Annotated in this window: 17 protein-coding genes and 1 tRNA gene; 8 read left to right on the top strand and 10 right to left on the bottom strand. The window is 56.9% G+C overall.

Going from position 1 to position 20,189, the window contains the following annotated elements; translation table 11 throughout:
• Positions 1-4: 4 nt before the first annotated feature.
• On the top strand, positions 5-1,315 hold the full coding sequence (gene argH, locus J4D97_RS05230) for an argininosuccinate lyase (protein ID WP_208306670.1): 1,311 nt from the start codon (positions 5-7) through the stop codon (positions 1,313-1,315).
• Positions 1,316-1,432: 117 nt separating this feature from the next.
• On the opposite strand, the gene J4D97_RS05225 is transcribed toward argH, so the two are convergent.
• Positions 1,433-1,906 (bottom strand): hypothetical protein, encoded by a 474-nt coding sequence (locus J4D97_RS05225; RefSeq protein WP_208306669.1) that lies wholly within the window; start codon positions 1,904-1,906, stop codon positions 1,433-1,435.
• 26 nt (positions 1,907-1,932) lie between these two features.
• A complete protein-coding gene (locus J4D97_RS05220; RefSeq protein ID WP_208306668.1) occupies positions 1,933-2,586 on the bottom strand; it encodes an energy transducer TonB in 654 nt (217 codons plus the stop codon).
• Positions 2,587-2,884: 298 nt separating this feature from the next.
• Here J4D97_RS05220 and J4D97_RS05215 point away from each other — a divergent pair, with 298 nt between their 5' ends.
• Positions 2,885-3,700: a phytanoyl-CoA dioxygenase family protein gene (locus tag J4D97_RS05215; RefSeq protein ID WP_185281587.1), complete on the top strand. Its 816-nt coding sequence runs from the start codon at positions 2,885-2,887 to the stop codon at positions 3,698-3,700.
• 157 nt (positions 3,701-3,857) lie between these two features.
• On the top strand, positions 3,858-4,640 hold the full coding sequence (locus tag J4D97_RS05210; protein ID WP_208306667.1) for an SDR family NAD(P)-dependent oxidoreductase: 783 nt from the start codon (positions 3,858-3,860) through the stop codon (positions 4,638-4,640).
• Between the two features lie 158 nt (positions 4,641-4,798).
• Here J4D97_RS05210 and J4D97_RS05205 read toward each other — a convergent pair whose 3' ends face one another.
• Positions 4,799-5,455 (bottom strand): phosphatase PAP2-related protein, encoded by a 657-nt coding sequence (locus J4D97_RS05205; protein ID WP_208306666.1) that lies wholly within the window; start codon positions 5,453-5,455, stop codon positions 4,799-4,801.
• Between the two features lie 127 nt (positions 5,456-5,582).
• Here J4D97_RS05205 and J4D97_RS05200 point away from each other — a divergent pair, with 127 nt between their 5' ends.
• Both J4D97_RS05200 and J4D97_RS05195 read left to right on the top strand, forming a co-directional pair.
• On the top strand, positions 5,583-6,890 hold the full coding sequence (locus J4D97_RS05200) for an amidohydrolase (protein ID WP_208306665.1): 1,308 nt from the start codon (positions 5,583-5,585) through the stop codon (positions 6,888-6,890).
• Positions 6,891-7,073: 183 nt separating this feature from the next.
• Positions 7,074-7,949, top strand: a complete 876-nt coding sequence (locus J4D97_RS05195) for an ATP-grasp domain-containing protein (protein ID WP_208306664.1) — start codon at positions 7,074-7,076, stop codon at positions 7,947-7,949.
• Positions 7,950-8,118: 169 nt separating this feature from the next.
• Here J4D97_RS05195 and J4D97_RS05190 read toward each other — a convergent pair whose 3' ends face one another.
• Complete coding sequence (locus tag J4D97_RS05190) at positions 8,119-8,913, bottom strand: SDR family oxidoreductase (protein WP_208306663.1); 795 nt, start codon at positions 8,911-8,913, stop codon at positions 8,119-8,121.
• Positions 8,914-9,203: 290 nt separating this feature from the next.
• Here J4D97_RS05190 and J4D97_RS05185 point away from each other — a divergent pair, with 290 nt between their 5' ends.
• On the top strand, positions 9,204-11,666 hold the full coding sequence (locus J4D97_RS05185) for a M4 family metallopeptidase (protein ID WP_208306662.1): 2,463 nt from the start codon (positions 9,204-9,206) through the stop codon (positions 11,664-11,666).
• Positions 11,667-11,782: 116 nt separating this feature from the next.
• Here J4D97_RS05185 and J4D97_RS05180 read toward each other — a convergent pair whose 3' ends face one another.
• Entirely contained in the window at positions 11,783-12,523 is a 741-nt protein-coding gene (locus J4D97_RS05180; protein WP_208306661.1) for a hypothetical protein, read from the bottom strand.
• An 80-nt stretch (positions 12,524-12,603) separates the two neighbouring features.
• Positions 12,604-13,335: a tetratricopeptide repeat protein gene (locus J4D97_RS05175; RefSeq protein WP_208306660.1), complete on the bottom strand. Its 732-nt coding sequence runs from the start codon at positions 13,333-13,335 to the stop codon at positions 12,604-12,606.
• A 168-nt stretch (positions 13,336-13,503) separates the two neighbouring features.
• On the opposite strand from J4D97_RS05175, the gene J4D97_RS05170 reads away from it, so the two are divergent.
• Entirely contained in the window at positions 13,504-14,388 is an 885-nt protein-coding gene (locus J4D97_RS05170; protein ID WP_208306659.1) for an alpha/beta hydrolase, read from the top strand.
• Positions 14,389-14,467: 79 nt separating this feature from the next.
• Here the strand turns inward: J4D97_RS05170 and J4D97_RS05165 are convergent, their stop codons facing one another.
• The 3 genes from J4D97_RS05165 to J4D97_RS05155 form a co-directional block, all read right to left on the bottom strand.
• Complete coding sequence (locus J4D97_RS05165) at positions 14,468-14,680, bottom strand: heavy-metal-associated domain-containing protein (protein ID WP_208306658.1); 213 nt, start codon at positions 14,678-14,680, stop codon at positions 14,468-14,470.
• Positions 14,681-15,033: 353 nt separating this feature from the next.
• On the bottom strand, positions 15,034-16,518 hold the full coding sequence (locus J4D97_RS05160) for a nicotinate phosphoribosyltransferase (protein ID WP_208306657.1): 1,485 nt from the start codon (positions 16,516-16,518) through the stop codon (positions 15,034-15,036).
• 751 nt (positions 16,519-17,269) lie between these two features.
• Positions 17,270-17,341: transfer RNA gene (locus tag J4D97_RS05155), tRNA-Arg, on the bottom strand.
• Positions 17,342-17,471: 130 nt separating this feature from the next.
• On the opposite strand from J4D97_RS05155, the gene J4D97_RS05150 reads away from it, so the two are divergent.
• The gene (locus J4D97_RS05150; protein WP_185281563.1) at positions 17,472-18,644 is read left to right on the top strand and encodes a DUF2652 domain-containing protein; all 1,173 of its coding nucleotides are present in this window, start codon (positions 17,472-17,474) and stop codon (positions 18,642-18,644) included.
• Positions 18,645-18,850: 206 nt separating this feature from the next.
• Here J4D97_RS05150 and J4D97_RS05145 read toward each other — a convergent pair whose 3' ends face one another.
• Positions 18,851-20,089, bottom strand: a complete 1,239-nt coding sequence (locus J4D97_RS05145) for a Pycsar system effector family protein (protein ID WP_185281562.1) — start codon at positions 20,087-20,089, stop codon at positions 18,851-18,853.
• Positions 20,090-20,189 lie beyond the last annotated feature (100 nt).

Below are 20,189 nucleotides of genomic sequence, written 5' to 3'. Positions count from 1 at the left end.
GAATATGAAAATCTGGGAAAAAGGCATTCCTGTAGATGCCAAAATCGAGCAGTTTACCATTGGTCAAGACCGGGAACTGGACCTGTATCTGGCCAAGTTTGATGTGCTGGCTTCCAAGGCGCAGGCCAATATGCTGGCGCAGGTAGGCCTGCTCACGTCGGAGGAAAACCAGCAGCTGCAACAGGGCCTCACGGAACTGGCCGATCAGGTGGAAGCCGGCACCTTCACCATTGAGGACGAATTTGAGGACGTGCACTCCAAAATCGAGTCCTACCTCACGGAGAAGTTCGGCGACGCGGGCAAGAAGATTCACACCGCCCGCTCCCGCAACGACCAGGTGCTAACGGCTATTCAGTTGTTTTTGAAGGACTACACCGAGCGCGCCGCGGCTAAAATCGTGCAGCTGGCGGAGGTGATGCTGCAAAAAGCAGAAGTGCACAAAGCCGATTTACTACCTGGCTACACGCACTTTCAGGCCGCTATGCCCAGCAGCTTCGGGCTGTGGTTTTCGGCGTATGCTGAGCACTTGCTGCTGGATTTGGCGTTATTCGAAGCCGCCTACACCGTAGCCGACCAAAACCCGCTGGGCTCCGGCGCTGGCTTCGGCAGCAGCTTCCCCATCAACCGCCAGCAGACTACGCAGGAACTCGGCTTCGGCAACATGGCCGTGAGCAGCGTGGGCGCCCAAATGCTGCGCGGCAAGACGGAAAAAACGCTGGCCTTCGCGCTGGCCGGGTGCGCCGCTACCCTCGCTAAGATGAGCTACGATCTGGTGCTCTACAACTCGCAGGATCTGGCTTTTGTGGAGTTGCCGGCCGCCTTCACCACGGGCTCCAGCATTATGCCGCACAAGAAAAACCCCGATGTATTCGAGCTAATTCGGGCGCGGTGCAACGCTTTGCAGGCCCTACCCAATACCATCACGCTCACCATCAGCAACCTGCCCAGCGGCTACCACCGCGACTTCCAGATTCTAAAGGAGCTGCTCTTCGAGCCCATGACGCAGTTCCTGGATATTCTGGACATCGTGTTGTTTGCCCTACCCCAGCTGCGCATCAAGCCCAACCTGCTGACCCAAGACAAGTATGACGGCGTGTTTTCAGTAGAGAATATCAACCAGCTTATCCAAACCGGTACGCCCTTCCGCGAAGCCTACCAGCAGGTAGGCCGCGCCGTGAACGAGGGTAGCTACGTGCCACACAAGGAGTTTCAAACCAGTCACTTGGGCAGCGTGCACAACCTGGGCTTGGAAGAAATCGAAGCCAAGCTGGCGCGGGTGCGGCAAGGAAGTAGGGTGCTGGGCGGAGAGCAGTAATCAGCTGTCATCCTGAGCGGCGCGAAGGACCTTATTACGTTGGCACGAGTCGTTCGCACGATATTGTTCAGCGTGATAAGGTCCTTCGCGCTGCTCAGGATGACGACAGGTAGGTCATTACTTACTAACCTTCACGCGCTTCACAAGCGGCACCGTGAACTGAACATTTGCAGGCTTACCGTTCTGCCTACCCGGCCGAAATTGCCCAATGGTGCGGAAAGTCTCGGCTAAGGCGGGCGTCACGGCTTCTTCCGATTCGGCAGCGGTAGGCCCTAGTGCTGGTCGGCGCACGTGGCCAGTTTTATCAATGATAAACGTAACAACGGACATGGGCCCGCTAGCCGCGCCGCCGTGCACGTGGCTGGTTATGAACGACTGCAACCCATCCATACCACCATCCAGGTAGGCGGGCTTCTGCTCCACATACGTATAGATTTTATCGCCATCCAGCATAGATGTGTTTGGTTTTTGCGGCGACACGGCATTGGGCGCTGAGGTAGCCATTTGAGCACGCGCAGCAGGGATGAGTAACGCTGAGAAACCGAGGAGAGTGAGGGCGCCGAGCAACGGGCGTGGTAGAGAAGTAGGCATAGGTCTGAGTAGGCTTAAGTAGAAAACTATTTTCTGTTTTTTGAGGAAGTGGATGACGTAAAAGTGATTGGTATGGTGTAATAAACATCTACTGGAATATCATTTTGTTCGCCTGGGGTCCAGCAAGGCATGAGTTGTATAACGCGTATTGCCTCAGCATCTAGAATAGGAGATAAGCCCCTTTCAATCCGGATACTGTCAACTGTACCTGATTTGGTTATTCGACATTTAACCCAAATTCGGCCTGATTGAGTGGCACTTAGTGGATAGCGGACATTGCTTGCAATGAATTGTCGAAGTGCTTTATCTCCTCCGGGGTATTCAGGCATTTTCTCCACATACATACCTAGCACTTCTGGTTGGAAGCTCTGCTTGGTAGTGGTAGACTTCACCTGCGCCCACGCTTCCCTACCCGACAACCCCAATCCGCACACCAGCACCAGCGCCACCAGAAACCGCCGCAGCTTGGAGCGCAGCCGCGGCTGCGGAGCCGCGGCCAACTGGCTTTGCCGGAAGCGGCCACACAACTGGCCATCGGGCGAGGCGGCGCGGGCGGCGGCCAGGTCGGCGGCGGTGCTGTTGGTGAAGTCTATTACCTCGTGGTTGCAGTGGGCACAGTGGCGGCCTTGGGCCGTTGGTGTCATTTGCTGCCAGTCTTCAGAGCAGGCTTGCAGATGCACGTCAAGGATAGGTAGGGGTAGCATAGAGGCGTGATATATAGCAGTAGTAAAGTAAATTACGCTGAAAGACTACTTCTTATTGCAGATGCGCAGAGCGCGTTGCTGAAACAAGTTGATATAGGCGACTGTCCGCGAGCGGATGCTGTTCATACCATCTTCATGCTGCGCAATAAAGCTTTATTGTAACCCGCTCAAAACAATCTCTGATTTTTGTGCTTTATGTCCGCATCTGACGGCTACGATTGTGTGAGTATCTTTGCCGCCTACCCCGCAGGGGGTGTTGTTTCTACTTTGCCTTATGTCATCTCTTCAGAATTATCCCCGCTTCACTTTAGGTAATACGCTGACCACGGAGCAACTGGAGTTTTTTCGGCAGTATGGATTTCTGCATTTTCGACCTTTTCTGACCCCCGATACTGTGCAGGATTTGCTGCGCGCGTCGGAAGACGTGCAGAGCAAATGGCTGGCCGAGGGGGTAGAGAAAGTAAACGGCGTGCCCATCAAATACGGCAAGGATGTGGATGGCCAGCCCATTGTGCAGCGGTTTGCTTTCGCCTCACACCACAGCCCCGTACTGCGCGAGTTCCTGAAAGACCCACGCCTAGAAGCGCTGTTTCCGTTGCTGGAAGCTCCCGGCGGGCGCATCGGCGAAAACGAGAAGGACGGCCTTGTCATCAACCACTATGTGAACGTAACGGGCTCCGAGTTCTCGCAAATGGGTTGGCACACCGATTCTCTGCGCGACGTGTTCTACGGCAAGCGCATTGGTCCGATGCTGAACGTAGGTGTGCACCTCGATGGCACGCCGGCTACCAATGGCGGCCTGCGCCTGCTGGTAGGTACACACACGCAGAGCCTGCGCAAAATGCTGTTTCGTAAGAAATACTACAAAGACGTAGACTCTGACCCCAACGAAATAGCCGTAGAAACCGAGCCCGGCGACCTGACCGTGCACGACGGCCGCATGTGGCACCGCGTGGCCCGCTCGCCGCTGGTAGGTGAGGTGTCGCGCCGCCGTGTCATGTACATTCCTATTATCTCGGGCAAGTACGAGCCCAAAAACGAGGAAAGTCCTACGCCGTTTTACCTGCGCTTTCTGCATTTGGTGAAGTAGCGTAAGGACTACAAGGCCGTCATGCTGAGCGCAGCCGAAGCATCTCTATCGCAGTGCTAATTCTATTCATTATGAATTACTATCGGTAGAGATGCTTCGGCTGCGCTCAGCATGACGGTTTACGCGTAATTGGCAGGATACCACCAAAAATAATCCTATGAAAACGGCACTTATTACCGGCGCCTCGCGGGGTATTGGGCAGGCCATTGCCACCGAGTTGGCGCGGCACGGCTACCATGTACTACTCACGGCGCGCTCCGAAGAGGCTCTGGAAACAGTAGCCGCTACCCTGCGCCAGCAGTTTGGGGTAGAGGCGCACGTGCTGGCCGCCGATCTGGCCGCGGCCGATGGTCCGGCCCGCGTGGCGGAATGGGCCACTGCTACCGCGCCGGAACTAGCTGTGCTAGTGAACAATGCTGGCTACGGACTGTGGGGTAGATTTGAAGAACTAGGCCTGGATGAGCAGCAACAGATGCTGCGCCTAAACATGCAAGTGCCCGTGGAACTGACGCACCACCTGCTGCCCGTTCTGCGCCGCCAGCCCAAGGCCTACATCCTGAACGTGGCCAGTACCGCGGCCTACCAGGCGGTGCCTACCTTATCACTCTACGCAGCTAGCAAGGCGTTTCTGCTCAGCTTCAGTCGCGGCCTGCGCTACGAGCTGCGCAACTCGCCGGTGTCCGTCACCTGCCTCAGCCCCGGCTCTACCACCACCGACTTTGCCAATCGAGCCGGCATGAACGACGCCCTGCAAGCCACGGCCAATAAGGTCTCGATGACGCCGGAGCAGGTAGCCAAAGCCGCCGTAGTGGCCCTACTGGTCGGCGAGGCCGAGTTGATTCCGGGGGCACTCAATAAGATTTCCGCCACGCTCACCAGCTTCGTACCCAAGTCGCTGACAGAGAAGATTGCGGCCGGTATCTACGAGAAGCATTTGTAGGAAGTAGTGAGTAGTGAGTTTATGAAGTGGTAAGTAAAAAGCGCCTGTCATCCTGAGCTTGCGAAGGACCTTCTGCCAGTTGAACGAGTCGTTGTTACACTTATCGTTCTACCATGAGAAGATCCTCCGCTACGCTCAACATGACAGGCGATTTTTACTTACCACTTCACCACTTTCCCCGCCAGGTAATAGCAGCCGAAGGCAAATGGCACAGCTGCCAGCACATCGTAGGTATAGTGTGCGTGCTGTATTAGCACTAATGTGGCTACAACCACTGTTAGAACGGCCAGCACTCGGCGTAGCCGGCCCCTACCTACTGCCAGGGACAGGAGGGCCAACGTGGCAGTATGTCCCGAAAAGAACAGGTCTTTGGTGATGGGAGTAGGTGAGGCGTAGAAGAAACGCTCTACCACTGGGTCGTGTAGCACTAGCAGGTGGGCAGGTGCTTCCAGGGGGAATAGCCACAGCGTGGCTACGCGCAGCAAGTGTAACAAGGCATAGGCCCACAGCGCCTGTAGCAACAAGAGAGGGCGAGGCAGCAGGTAGACCAACGCCACTGCAATGCTCAGGTAAATAACCTCAAAAGTAGGTGCGGATACGTCGCGGGCGGGTAGGGCGTCCAGCAGAGGGTCGGGTAGCACCGTACCCGGCCGCGCCTGAATGAAGGCAAAGAAGAAAGGCAGCGCGTAGGAAATACCCAGCAACAACAGCACCACCACAAGCAGCCGCAGGCGGAAGGCAGGATGGTATCGAGCTGCCGACCAAGTGAGCGGGCGCGCCGGTGTGGTAGTGGCGGGAGAACTAGAAACGAGCATGCGAGAAGGAGCTTCGCACTATAAAAGGGTAGGTGCAGTACAAAAATAACACTCTGAAAGCAGGTATGCGAAAGTGGTGCCATCGGCGTACTTTAGGACGTTTTTTCATGCCCTCTATCCACTGCCTATGCCTCGTTTTTCTACGCTGCTCACTACCGCCTTGGCGCTGACTACCCTGCCGGCCCTGGCCCAAAACGCTGCCCTCAATGCCCGTATTGCCAAGCTGGCGGCGCAGGAAGAAAGCAAGGTGATTGCCTGGCGGCGCGATATCCACGAGCATCCCGAGCTGGGCAACCAGGAAACCCGCACGGCCGGCATCATAGCCGACCACCTCAAAAAGCTGGGCATTGAGGTGCAAACCGGCGTGGCCCGCACCGGGGTAGTGGGCATTTTGCGCGGCGGCAAGCCCGGCCCCGTAGTAGCCCTGCGCGCCGATATGGACGGCCTGCCCGTAACGGAAACCACCGGCCTACCCTTCGCCTCGCAGGTGAAGACCACCTACAACAACCAGCCCGTAGGCGTGATGCACGCCTGCGGCCACGACACGCACGTGGCCATGCTACTGGGCGCAGCCGAAGTGCTAAGCCAGGTGAAAAAAGACCTGCCTGGCACCGTGAAGTTCATTTTTCAGCCCGCTGAGGAAGGTTCCCTACCCGGCGAAACCGGCGGCGCCAAGCTAATGGTGCAGGAAGGCGTGCTGACGAACCCCAAGGTAGACGCCGTGTTCGGTCTGCACATCAACGCCCAAACGGAGGTAGGCAATCTGCGCTACCGCCCCACCGGCGAAATGGCCGCTGCCGACGTGTTTACCATCAAAGTGAAAGGAAAGTCGGCGCATGGGGCCTACCCTTGGCTGAGCGTGGACCCCGTGGTGACGGCCGCGCAGATTATTCTGGGCCTGCAAACCATCATCAGCCGCCAAACAGAATTGACCAAGGATGCGGCCGTGCTGACGGTGGGCATGGTGCACGGCGGTGTGCGCAACAACATCATTCCCGAGCAAGTGGAGCTGACGGGCACCATCCGGACCCTGGACAAAGACATGCAGCAGAAACTGTGGGCCGATGTGCGCCGCACTGCTACCGGCATTGCCAGCAGCGCCGGCGCTACCGCCGAGGTGGAAATCGTGAACTACACGCCCGTGACCTACAACGACCCGAAGCTGACCGCGCAAATGGCGCCTACCCTGCGCGCCGTGGCGGGTGCTGGCAACGTGCAGGAACAGAAGGCCGTAACTGGCGCCGAGGACTTTGCCTACTTCCAGGAGAAGGTGCCCGGCTTGTTTGTGTTTGTGGGCGGAATGCCCAAAGGGAAAAACCCAGCGGATACGGCCCCGCATCATACCCCCAACTTTTTCGTAGACGAAAGCGGCCTGACGCTGGGCGTAACGACGCTAGCCACCCTCGCCGCCGACTACCTGGGAGCGAAACGGTAGGTATGCCTACAGCGCGTCATTTCGACCAACGGGAGAAATCTCGCGTGCTCCCAGTAATCTTTGTCAGTTGAGGTTAGCGCTGCATGCGGGATTTCTCCCGTTGGTCGAAATGACATTCTACACCAACACCTTGCGCCCTACCCTCAACCCTCCGCGAAATCCATTTAATCCGCACAATCTGCGATGAATATTGCTTTAGTTACCTGCGACATCCTGGCTCAATATGCCGCGCCCAATGTAGAAGACGAAGACAGCCTACTCACAAACTACCTGCGCGCGCAAGGCCACCACGTAGAGCCCCGCGTGTGGACCAACCCGGCCGTGGAGTGGGAAAAATACGACGTGGTGCTCCTGAAATCGCCCTGGGACTACTTCGACCGCATTGAGGAATTCTATGAGTGGCTGGACCGGATGGAGCAGCTGCAAGTGCCCATGCTGAACCCCGCCGCCATAGTGCGTTGGAACACCAACAAGCGCTACCTGCGCGACATGGAGCAGGCCGGTGTGCGCATTGTGCCTACCCAATGGCTACCCCGCGGCAGTCATTTTGATGCCGAAGCCGCCCACGCCGCGCTGCAAACCGACCACCTGGTGGTGAAACCAGCCGTGAGTGGCGGCGCCAAAAATACGTTTGCACTGCTGCGCGGCGAGTCTTCTATCCGTACGCCTGACCTCAACGAGCTGCTCCAGCACGAAGACTTTCTGGTGCAGCCCTTCCTACCCCAGATTCAAGAGCAGGGCGAGTGGTCGTTGGTATACTTAGGTGGCGAGTACAGCCACTGCGTGCTGAAAACCCCCAAGTCCGGTGATTTTCGGGTGCAGCACTACCTAGGCGGCGGCATTCAGGCACGGCCCGCGCCGGAACACCTGCGCCGCACCGCCGATGCCATTGTGGCCCAGTTTGCCCCCGACTGCCTCTACGTCCGCGTAGACGGGGTAGAAATCGACGGCGAATTGGTGCTGATGGAATTAGAGTTGATTGAGCCCTTCCTCTACCTAGCCACCGAGCCCACGGCCTTGGCACAGTACGAAAAAGCGCTGTCAGCTTTAAAAAGCTGAGGAGTTTTCTACTATTACTATCTGTCATCCTGAGCGGAGCGAAGGACCTTATGACCGCAGAACGACTATCGTATCAACGACTCGTTCTGCGGTCATAAGGCCCTTCGCTCCGCTCAGGATGACAGGTAGAATCGTCTGCAAAATCCGACTAATCCGCTCTAATCCGTGATTATTGGAAACCATTCACCTCAAAGCCGCCATCCACGCTCAGGCACTGGCCAGTGATGTAGCTGGCGGCGGGTAGGCACAAGAAAGCCACGGCCGCACTTACTTCCTCCGGCTCGCCTACCCGGCGCATGGGGGTGCGGTCGAGCACGCTTTGTAGAAAATCTGGGTTGCGGAGCACTGTTTCAGCCAGGGGCGTGCGGATATACCACGGCGCTACCACGTTCACGCGGATGCGGTCGGCGGCCCACTCCACGGCCAGGTTGCGGGTAAGCTGCACCATGGCGGCCTTGGTCATGCCGTAGATAGAGCCGGTGCGCACGTGCCGCAGCCCCGCCACCGACGAGATATTCACCACGCTGCTCCCCTCGGCAGCTTGTAGCAGCGGGTAGGCACCCTGGCACAACGCAAACGTCGATTCGAGATTGGTAGCCAGCAGAAATTGGAACTCGCTGGCGCTGTAGTCTACCGTGAGCTTGCGAATGTTGGTGCCCACATTGTTGACCAGAATATGCAGTCGGCCCCACCGCTCACGCACCATATCCAGCACCTGCTGCCTACCCTCCGCCTGACTAACGTCGGCGGCTAGCGCGTGCGCATCGAGTCCAGACGCTTGCCAATCGGCCACTTGCTGTTCCAGCGCTGGTGCGGTGCGAGCTACGGCCAGCACTGCGGCGCCTAATCGCAGTAACTCTTCCGCAATGGCCGCCCCAATTCCTTTGGAAGCCCCCGTAACAACGGCTACCTGCCCTTGTAGGGACCAGCGAGCCGTAGAAAAAGTAGATGTGACATCTGCCATAGCGAAGATTATTGTATAAGATTTCGGCCTTTCAAAAAAGAAAGCAGGCAATGAGAAATTCCCGAATTTGTAAATTTAATATACTCATTGCACAATGCGTGGTATTGGCCTAAGCGCGATAGTCTACAAATGGGATTACTAGTTGTACGGGATAAGCCACTTGAGTAGAGAATAAAAATTGAGTTTGCTTACGTGTTGTGGATGCATATTAAAATATTCTTAATTTGGATACCCTGCTGTTAGCAGATTGTTCTACTTCCTTTCTTCCTTTCCAAACCACACTCATTTGTATGGCAGAAAACTACTCTGCTGCCGCCTTGCTATTGCTCGGCGGCCTAAGCATCGCTACGGCCCAAGCACAGCAAAAAGTGCCTACAGCGACTGAAAAACCAATTAAAAGCACTGCGCCAATGTTGGTAGAGCTCCGCGGCGCGAAAACCAATTATTCGCTGAGTGAAGCCAGCAAGGCCTTACGCGAACAGTTGCAATTAGCTACCACCGACCAGCTCCTACGTGCCAAAACGTCGGCCGACGCGCTGGGGTATGTCCACGAAAAGTACCAACAATACTACCGGGGCATCAAGGTAGAGCACGGCGACTATACCGTGCACGCCAAACAGGGCCAGATTGAGAGCCTGAGCGGCCATCTTACCCGCATCGAAAAGCTGGATGTGCAACCTGCCTTGGCTGAAGGTGCCGCGTTGCAGCGGGCTATGAGCTTTGTGGGCGCCCGACAGTATATGTGGCAGGATGCCTCCGAAGAAGCTTTCCTGAAAGAGCAAGAGCAAGACCCAACGGCTACCTACAAGCCCAAAGGCGAACTGGTGGTGATTGGGGTAGGCGAAGGCGAAGCCAAAACGGTACTGGCCTGGAAATTTAATGTGTACGCCAAGACCCCCGTAAGCCGCGCCTACCTCTACGTGGATGCGCATTCGGGTGAAGTCGTATATAAGGACGATATCATCAAGCACGCCGCCGCCATTGGCAGCTTTGCCACGGCCTACAGCGGCACCCGCTCGGTGGCCACCGACAGCTACAATGGCAGCTACCGCCTGCGCGAAATCACCCGCGGCAACGGTATCGAAACCTACAATTGCAGGAAAGGCAACAGCTACACCAGCGCCGTCGATTTCACCGACGCGGATAACAACTGGACGGCCGCCGAGTACAACAACGCCAATTTTGACAATGCGGCTGGCGACGCGCACTTCGGTGCCCAGGCCACCTACGATTATTGGAAGAACATCTTCGGCCGCAACAGCTACGACGGTGCCGGTGCTAAAATCAAAAGCTACGTGCACTTCGACGACACGCCCGGCGACGGCAAGGGCTACGAGAATGCCTACTGGAACGGTTCGGTAATGACTTATGGCGACGGTGCTACCCGCTTCCGTCCCCTGACGTCGCTGGACGTATGCGCACACGAAATCGGCCACGCGGTGTGCGAAAAGACGGCTAACTTGACGTATTCCTACGAATCGGGTGCCATGAACGAGGGCTTCTCCGACATTTGGGGTGCCTGCGTGGAACAATACAATGCCGCCCGCTACGGCCTCACGAAAAATACCTGGCTGATTGGCGAAGACATCGACAAGCAACAGGCCGCTCTGCGCTCTATGAGCGACCCCAAAGCAATGGGACAGCCGGCCTACTACAAAGGCCAGTACTGGTATGCTGGCACCGCCGACAACGGGGGCGTGCACACCAACTCGGGTGTGCTCAATCACTGGTTTTACATCCTGACGCAAGGCAAGAGCGGTACCAACGAAGGTGGCAACAGTTATTCCGTGACAGGGGTAGGCATCACCGACGCGGCCAAAATTGCCTTCCGGACTGAGGACGTATACCTCACCTCGTCGAGCAACTATGCGGCGGCCCGCAGCTATTCCATTCAGGCAGCTACCGATTTGTTTGGGGCAGGCTCGCCGCAGGTAGTGGCTACTACCAATGCGTGGTACGCTGTGGGGGTAGGTGCGGCCTACTCCGGTGGCGGCACTACTACGCCACCACCCACCACGGTTGCCTACTGCACCTCGAAGGGCACTGATATATCCTACGAGTGGATTGACTACGTGAAGCTGGGTAGCATTGCGCGCACCTCGGGCAAAGACGGCGGCTACTACGATGGCACGGCCCTGAGCACGTCTGTTGCAGCTGGCTCTTCTCAGACCATCAGCTTCAGTGCGGGCTTTGCTTCTTCAGCCTACACCGAGAACTGGGACGTGTACATCGACTACAACCAGGACGGCGACTTTACAGATACCGGTGAGAACGTAGTGGGGGGTAGCAGCGGCAGCAGCGGTACCCTAAGCGCCACCTTCACAGTACCAGCCACGGCCAAAACCGGCAAAACTCGCATGCGTGTTGTGATGAGCGATAATGCGGCTACCACCAGCTGCGGTACCTACACCTACGGCGAAACCGAAGACTATTCGGTGAACATCACAGGCGGCACCCTGGCTGCCGACAACACGGGCGTAGCCAGCCTCACAGGCATCACCACCCTCGATGCTAAAACACCTGCGCGTCAGGTATCTGTCTACCCCAACCCCGCCACCGACCACGTAGCCATTGCCCTACCCGACAACGGCACCATAGCGGGCGTGGAAGTGATGGATATCCGCGGGACGAAAGTAGCCGTACCATATGCTGGCAAAGGCGAGTTGAACGTATCAAACCTGGCAAAAGGCGTGTACATCCTGAGCATCAGCGACGGGCAGAAAACCTTCCACCAGCGGTTTGTGAAGGAGTAGCACGTAATTCGCTACCCATAAGAAAAGGCCCAATGCACGCTGCATCGGGCCTTTTCTTGTTGCAATAGGCTCTGATCTACCTACATCCCACAGGACGTAGTGGCCGCGAAATGTGCCTACCTACTCCACGGCGAGTACTCCAGCTTCAACTCAACCAACCCATACCCATCGTTGAGCGCGGAGCTGGAACGACCAAGGCCGGTACTAATATCGTCGAGCTGGTCGGTGGTGGTGAAGTAGTAGGCGGCTTCGGCGGTGGCGTTGAGCTTGGGTGTGAGGCGCAGGGTTACGCCCAGGCCCACGGGTGCTACTATCGCCAAGGCAGGGTAGTCGCCGCGCTCGGGGCGCAGAAACGAGGTGTTGTCGTCGGGGCGGGTGGTGCCGTTGTAGGCTTTAGGGCTGTAGAGGGCCAGGCCTACCCCCAGTTTCAGGTAGGGCTTCACAAGGGCTGTGGGCGCCGGCCGTGGGGTGGCATAATAAGCCCCATCGCGTAGCGGCTCGAAGCGCACGAACACTGTGCCCGTACCGTTGCGCCCCCGGAAAGCAAGGTTACGCTCGGGCAGGTAGTCCGTAGAACCTATCTGGAAGTAGGTAGCCTCGGTGCCTACCGTCCAGTGCGGATGCACGGGGTAGAGCACGCCCAGGCTGAAGCTGGGCCCAGGTAGTTGATTGCTAAGCCCCTTCGTCAGGTCGCCATTGTACAGGCCAACGCCGGCGCCAGCCGAAAAGCGTACCGGACCCCGGTAGTACGTGCGGGCCTGCATGTCATAATGCCGTTTGCGGCGCTCGGGGTGGTCCTGTGCACAAACGGACAAGGACAAGGCAACAAGGGCAGCAGACAGAAGGTAGGATTTCACGGGAGAAACGAAAGAGGTTGGTAGGGTAGGTAGGGAAAAGACCGTCATGCCACGCATAACGTTCAAACAGTAAGCTGCCGTTACTTAAACGTGCCCTGGGGGTCGGGCTGCTTGGCTATCAACTCAGTGATGAAATTGAAATCGATGCTGGCCACGCTGTATTTTTGGCCTTGGTGCACGGCATTCCAAGCCTTGGCGTAGTCTTCCTGAATGTAGTACACGCGGGCCAGTTGCTGCCAGGCAGTAGCGTTGGTAGAGTCGGCGGCCAGGGCTTTGTTCAGAAAATCGGTGCTGGTGGTCAGGTCTTTTTTCTTTTTGGTCTGCTCATACCGAATCAGGTAGAGGCTACCCAAGTCGCTGAGGGCCTGGTTGTCGTTGGGCGCTAGGGCCAGCGCTTGGTTGAGCAGGTCGATGGAGGCATCGGGGGTAGGCTGCTGGCTGGCAATCACGCCCAGACCCCGGTAGGGTAGGGGATTCTTGGGGTTGAGCACCCACGCCAGGTTGAGACGGTAGGTAGCCGTGTCGATTTGACCTTCGTTGAGGTACTCGAAGCCTTTGGTAGCAAAAAAGTCGCTGGCCTCGGTGCGCGACGCAAAGCTTTTCTGGATGTTGTCCAGGTAGGTAGCGCCCAGCGCCTGCTCAGCCTGCGCCACCGAGAGCCCACCAAACAGCGGTTGCACCCGGCTGGTCGCCGTGATAGTGGTAGCAACCGACTCAGTTTTACCCTTGGATTTGGATTTGCGCTGCGCCTGCGCCGGTGTAGTAGCCAGGAAAGCGAACAGCAGCGCGCAGGGAATCAGAATATTTTTCATCAAGCAAAAGAAGCAGGAAAACGAACGATAAAGTGGTAACGTGCAATGTTAGCTAACAAATATACAACGCCGCACCACGCAACTACAATGCTACCGTTGCAGCCGGCAATCCGCCCGCTGCCGGGCCGAGTACGTATGGGCTACTTCCTGTATTCTCTCCTGCTTTCTATGCGTTTTCTTCGCTATGTGCTGCCGGCCGCGTTAGCCGGTGTGCTTTTGCTACTAGGTGCCAACGAATATGCCGTAGCCCGGCCCAGTCGCCGCATCCGCGACGTGGCCTACGTGCCCCCTGCCGACTCGGCCTACCTGGCCGGGCGCCAAGTGTTGGATGTGTACACGCCCCGCCGGCGCGGGCCGCAGCCCTTGCCAGTAGTGATTTTTATCCACGGTGGTAGCTGGAACAGCGGCAGCAAAAACCTGTATTCCTTTATCGGGCGGAGGCTGGCGAAGCAGGGGGTAGTGGCCGTCATCATCAGCTATCGGCTGGCCCCGCAGGTGCGCGTGCCGCAAATGGCCGACGACTGCGCCCGCGCTGTGGTCTGGACCACCCAACACGTGGCTGAGTACGGTGGTGACCCGCAACGCCTGTTCGTGATGGGCCACTCGGCCGGCGGTGGGCTAGCGGCATTGCTCGCTACCAAAGACGAGTTGTTCACGCGTTGGGGGCTGGCCCGCAACCCCGTCCGCGGCGCCATCCTCGACGACCCCGCCGGCCTGGACATGCTCGACTACCTCCAAAAGATGCAGTACCCCGGCGACGACCAGTACTTGGTGCCTTTCGCAAAAGATCCCGCCGTGTGGCGCGCTACCTCCGCCATGTATTTCGTGTCGGCCAGTAGCCCGCCTTTCCTACTGTTCGTGGGCGGCAATACCTATCCTTCTATCCAGAGCAGCAGCGCCCGGTTTCGGGAGCGGTTGCAAGCATTGGGGCAGCAGCCCGGCTGCACGATGCTGCCAGGCAAAAAGCACATTCCCATGGTGTTGCAGTTGTTTTGGCAGCACAATATTATCTACCAACAACTACTGAAAATGGTAGGGGCGAAGGTAGGGTAAGGTGAAAAGCAGAACATCCCGCTACGTGTAGCGCAGCGGGATGTTCCTAATATCCCTTTAAAGAGCATTAGCCAGTTGACTACGCCACCGGCTCAATCTCGAAGCCGGCTTCCTGCACGGCCCGGATTACCTGCTCCGGCTGCACGTTGTCGCCCTGCACGGTCAGGATTTTATCGGGGTTATCGGTGTCCACCTGCCAGTTGGAAATAGCGGGTTCTTCGTTCAGCGGGCCAGTTACGGCGCGCACGCAGCCGCCGCAGTTGATGGTAGTTTTGAATTTTAAAGTATTCATGGAGTGTAGCATGTAAAGCCGCTAGGGTAGCTATTGAAGCTGCATAACGGCTGATTAGATAAGGATAGAACAAGAAAAAGGGTAGAAAGTATCGTACAGAGGTGTGTAAGCTTTGGGTAGCAGTGTATAGAATTCGGCCTGCTACCGTTTTCTGCCTTTGGTCAGCTATCTGCATTCCGCCCTCGCTCGGCTATGTCGAGTGAGCTCTATGCCCAAACAGCTCTGCTGCGCACGTCTGCTTCACGTTAACGCGGTATTGCGCAAACGGCGCGGCCGGATTCGGTACACATCCCCTCACACGTAGTCCTTACTCGGTACAGCCGAGCGAGGGCGGAGTGCAGATAGCAAAAGGCTTACGCCGGCCGTTGCGGGCGCTTCTCCAGAATCAGTTGGGTGCGGTAGTCGTGCAACGTAGCCTCCAGGCCCACGGGGTACACGTGCGGGTTGAGGAAACGGCGGATACTGGGGTCGAGGCTCTGTACTTCCCGCAGAGCGCGGGCGCGGCTCTCGGCCAGGGTAGGAAGCTGGTGCACCAGCTCGCCCCGCCGGAAAATAGGCTCCAGTAGCTCCCGGAAATTAGTAGAGCGGATAGACCGCCGGCGCGTGAGATCGGAAGGATCTACAATGGTCAGCGACTCGGGTAGAGGCTCGGCGGTGTTGTAGAGCATGTCGGCGCGGGGCTGGCCTTTCTCATTCTCGTAGCGGCGCACCTGCAAAATGCCGGGAATGCTGGTTTTAATGATCTGCTCCGACAGCTTCACGGTGTAGTCCCAGCCCGAATCGTCGGATTTGCGCAGCGCGGCCAGCTTGTACACGCCCCCCAGGGCCGGCTGGTTGTAGGCCGTTACCAGTTGCGTGCCTACTCCCCAGGTGTCGATGCGGGCGCCTTGCTGCTTGAGGCTGGTGATGAGGTTTTCCTCCAGATCATTGCTGGCCACAATGCGCGTATCCGTGAAGCCAGCCTCGTCGAGCAGGGCGCGGGCCTCGCGGCTAAGGTAGGCCAAGTCGCCCGAGTCGAGACGGATGCCGCCTAGCTCGTGGCCCTGCGCCCGCATCTGGCGGGCTACGTTGATGGCATGACGCACGCCTTCTAGCGTGTCGTAGGTGTCTACCAGAAAAACCGAATCGTCGGGGAAAGCCTGCGCGTAGGCTGCAAAAGCGGTTTCTTCGTCGTCGAAGGCCATTACCCAACTGTGGGCGTGGGTACCGCGCACAGGAATGCCAAACTGCTGCCCCGCTAGCACGTTGGAGGTGCCATCGCCCCCGCCCAGGTAGGCCGCCCGACTCGCCGACAAACCTCCATCAAAGCCCTGTGCCCGCCGCAAGCCAAATTCCAGAATCTGGTCAGAGCCAGCCACTTCCCGAATGCGGGTGGCCTTGGTAGCAATCAGTGTCTGAAAATTGACGAGCGTGAGCAAGGCCGTTTCCACCAGCTGCGCCTGCAACAGCGGCCCCCGCACCCGTACCAGCGGCTCGTTGCCGAATACTACTGTGCCCTCGGCCACGGCATCTACATCGCAGGTGAAGCGCAGATCGCGTAGGTAGTCCAGAAACTTAGGGTCGAATAGCGCGGTGCCCTTGCTGCCGCGCAGGCTGGCGAGGTATGCCAGGTCATCAGGAGAGAATTGCAGCTGTTCCAGCCAGTCAACAGCGTAGGCCAGGCCCGCCGCCACGGCGTAGCCGCCCCCAAACGGTGGCTTGCGGAAATACAAGTGAAACACCGCCTCGCGGTCCTGCATGCCCTGTTGCCAATAGCCATAGGCCATGGTAAGCTGGTAGAGGTCGGTGAGGAGGGAGAGTGAAGGGGCGTAGAGCCCGGAGAGCGGAGCAGAATTCATGCAGTAACGCTTGGAAGCTAACCGATGGTACACTGGCTACCATCGGGCCATCAAGGTACGCGCTACCGGCGAACAAATAGCGGCCTGGCTACCGAAAACTATATTGCGTTTCGCTTCTGCGCAAAAGATATAATCTGCGTTTCTGGCCTGCTAACACCTACTACCTGCTACCGTAGCAAAAAAAAAGCGTTCCGCAGAACGCCTTAGCAAGTGGCAGATAGATAAAGCGTTGTGTGCTAAACTACCCGATTTGAAACGACATAAGACACCAAAAACCGAAAGCCTGCGCCTTCGGTTTTTAGGGTCTGGATGTGGAAAGGAACGGAAAGGAAGTATGGAAAGGGTGAAACCGCTAGGAAGCGGTGGAAACAGAAGCCGGTAGGATGCTAGGGGAAGACAGCATCATAACGGCGATTAATTGGAGCAGGCCTTGTTGCGAGGTCGGTGGCTGATGAGAGTGTTGCATAGCTCGGAGGTCAAAGAGTATACCCAAAGGTCCTACTTCAAGGGCTCCCAAAAAAGGTAGTTTTCGATCAAAATGCGACTATAATATTTCTAATAAAATATATAACTATAAGCAATATTTTAGGTTGAATAAGATGGTTTATGCTTCAAAAATTGTTGGTGTGCACTCCAAATTGTGACAGAATCATTTTTTGAAAAATATTTTTATAATTCAGTTTTCCGTCTAAAACACAAAAAAGCGCGCTTAAAGGGCGCGCTTTCATGGAAAACAGCATAATATTCGTAGTAGCCGCGACGGGAATCGAACCCATATCAAGCGTTTAGGAAACGCCTATTCTATCCGTTGAACTACGCAGCCAGCGTGATTGCGCCACTCGGTAAAGATACGGGTATTTCAATTCGTCTTCCAAGTTGTTAACGGGTAGGAGCGCCGCCTGCTGCCTATCTTCGTATGAACGTTCTCCTCCTCTCCTTGTCTACTTCGTTGTATGGGCCTATTGGATGATTTGCGCGCCTCCCGCCGGGCAGCGGGTCGCCGTCCGGCCGTAGCTACCGCCGAAACTGACCACCGCACGCCGGCCCTGTTGTGTATTCCTGATATTAGTGGCTTCACGCGCTTTATTCAGGAATCGGGTAGCCAGTTGGCCCCGTTCCTGGTGGCTGATCTACTCGAAATCCTCATTGAGGCCAATATTATTGGCATGCAGGTCAGTGAGATTCAGGGGGATGCTATTTTGTTCTACCGCCTGGGGCCGCCGCCTTCTATCCGGCAAATGGTAGAGCAGTGCCGCCGCATCTTCCTCGATTTTCAGAACTACCTGCGCCTGGTAGAGCGCGACGCCGACTCGGAACTGGGTACTGCTTTGCGGGGCTACGAGCTGACGCTTAAGATTATTGTGCACTACGGCCCAGTAAGCGTGGCTCAGATCCGGCAGCACACCAAGCTGATGGGAAAGGAGGTGATTGTGGTGCATCGGCTACTCAAAAACAACGTAATGGGTAGCGAGTACGCCCTGTTTTCGGACAGCTACCTGCGCACGCAACCAGCCACCGACATTGCGCAGAGCTTCACCTGGACGCGCCTGCTGCGGGGCTCTACCGCCTACGAACACTTAGGCCGCGTCCGCTACCGCTACGCCCACCTCACGCCCCTGCGTCAGTTCCTGACAACGCCCGACGGCAGCGGCGGCGCTAGTAGCCAGAGCGGCGTGCTGAAAGTGCGCCGGGCGGTGCGGGTGCCAGCCGGATATGCCCTGCGGGTGGTCCGTAACTTCCGGCTGCGGCCTTCTTGGATGGAAAAAGCTACCGGCGTGCACTACGATGTAACCAAAGCCGGCCGCCTAGGCACCAGCTACAAGGTAGATGTAGGCAACGGGCAAATTGACTTTCAAACAGTACAGCTATTCGAGGAAGAGGCCGACCGCCTAGAGTACGTGGAGAAGATTTCGCACTTCCGGCTTTTCCCCAACTCGTTGCTGTTCTTCTTCATTGAAGCCGTAGATGACCGTTCCTGCTTGGTCACGCTGGAATTTCAGTATGGCCATGTAGCCAGCCAGCAACGAAGCATCCGCACAGGACAGTTGCGCCGCATGCGCCGTTTCCTGGGGTACTCCATCTTAAAGCTAGCCGCGCTCTGCGAGCGGATGTACGAGCGGCGGTAGGGCTTTTAAAGGATAAGATAAAAAGTCTGTGATCTTGAGCATTCCGCCCATCAAGCGGCGACGAAGGACCTTATCACGTGCGAACGACTATCGTAACAACGACTTGTTCTAGCGTAACAAGGTCCTTCGCTGCCGCTTGATGGGCGGAATGCTCAGGATGACAGACTTCTTATCTTCAAAAACTCCTGCCCTCCTATTCTCACACCCTACAGCTTATACAGCAGCACAATACCAAACGACAACGCTGTGAGAATCAGACCTACCATGAAAATGGTGTAGCTGACGCGTAGTAAACGGTACTTGCGCGAGAGTACCTCGCCGAGGTAGTACACGTCCGTTACCATGTTGGTGTAGAGCGCGTCTTTCTGGCGCATCAGCTCGCGCATGCCACCTTGAAAATCGTCGAGGTTGAGCTTGGTAAAGTTGCCGAAGAACAGCAGGTTGACGCGGCGGTTAGTGGCGATTTCGGGGCTCTTTTTCAGCCATTTAAAGCTCGTTACGTCGGGTTGGGCCGAGAGAATAGCCGACACCACCGAGCCCAGCGACGTGAGCAGCAAAATGCCCATGGGAATAGATAGCACTGGGTTGTGCGTGATGGCCGGGCTAAGCACCGCCGTTTTGCCGCCTACCTTGGTACCCAGGTAGGTGATGATAACCGAGATGAGTACGGCATTCAGCGAAATCATCATGTTGGCCTTTTTATCGGCCATGTCCGAGAGCTTCATGTGGTTGCCGTACATGGTCCGAAACATAGTTTCGATGCCGCGCTTGGGCTCAGCGAAAGTTTCGGTGCGGGCTTTGTCTTTTTCCTTGCGCTTCTTCTCGGTTTTCTTCAGCAGCTTGCGCTGGTCCTTGATGTTTTCCTTTAACTGCTCCTTGTAGCGGCTTTTGGCCACGGTGGTGAGGAACTTGAACGACATCAGAAAATCGAGCTGCGACTCGGCCCAGCCTACATTGGAAAAGGTGCGGCCCTGGGCCACTTCCCACTCGGCGCGCAATAGCTCGGCGCGGGCCGCAAAATCCTCGCGGCCTGTGTTGCTCATATCGGCATCTACCAGCAGGTGCTGTAGCTGGGTGGTGCGCGGCTCGTCGCGGTGCGTGGCCCGAATCATATCCAGAATCAGCGCAATGCGGTTGGTGGGGTACTGCTGTTCTTGCAGCCATTGCTCGGCTAAGGCCATGCTGCGGTACTCGTGCCCGTCGTATTCTTCGGTGTAGCCTGCGTCGTGAAACCACGCCGCTAGCACTAAGGCCTCTTGGTCTTCTTCGCTCAGACCGGCATCTTGGCCCAGCGCCCGCGCCTCCCGCACCGTGTTCACGGTGTGGTCTAAATTATGATAGACAAGTTGCTTCGGCAGCTTTTCCTCGAAAAGCGTCGTTATATAAGCCTTGGCTTTCTTAACTATCTCGGCCTTAGTAGGCTGTAGCGTGGCGGTAGTTTCCATATAAAAGGAGAGGCTGAGGAAGCGCAACAAGCCCGGCTGGTGCGCCCCATCGGTTTACAACGGGAATGCCGTCCGGAGGTTTTTGTGTGGCTCTATCCAA

This window comes from Hymenobacter defluvii (assembly GCF_017589435.1).
In the GTDB taxonomy this organism is placed as follows: domain Bacteria; phylum Bacteroidota; class Bacteroidia; order Cytophagales; family Hymenobacteraceae; genus Hymenobacter; species Hymenobacter profundi.
Note: the sequence above shows the minus strand (reverse complement) of the source record. Positions and strands in the feature narration are given on the sequence as shown.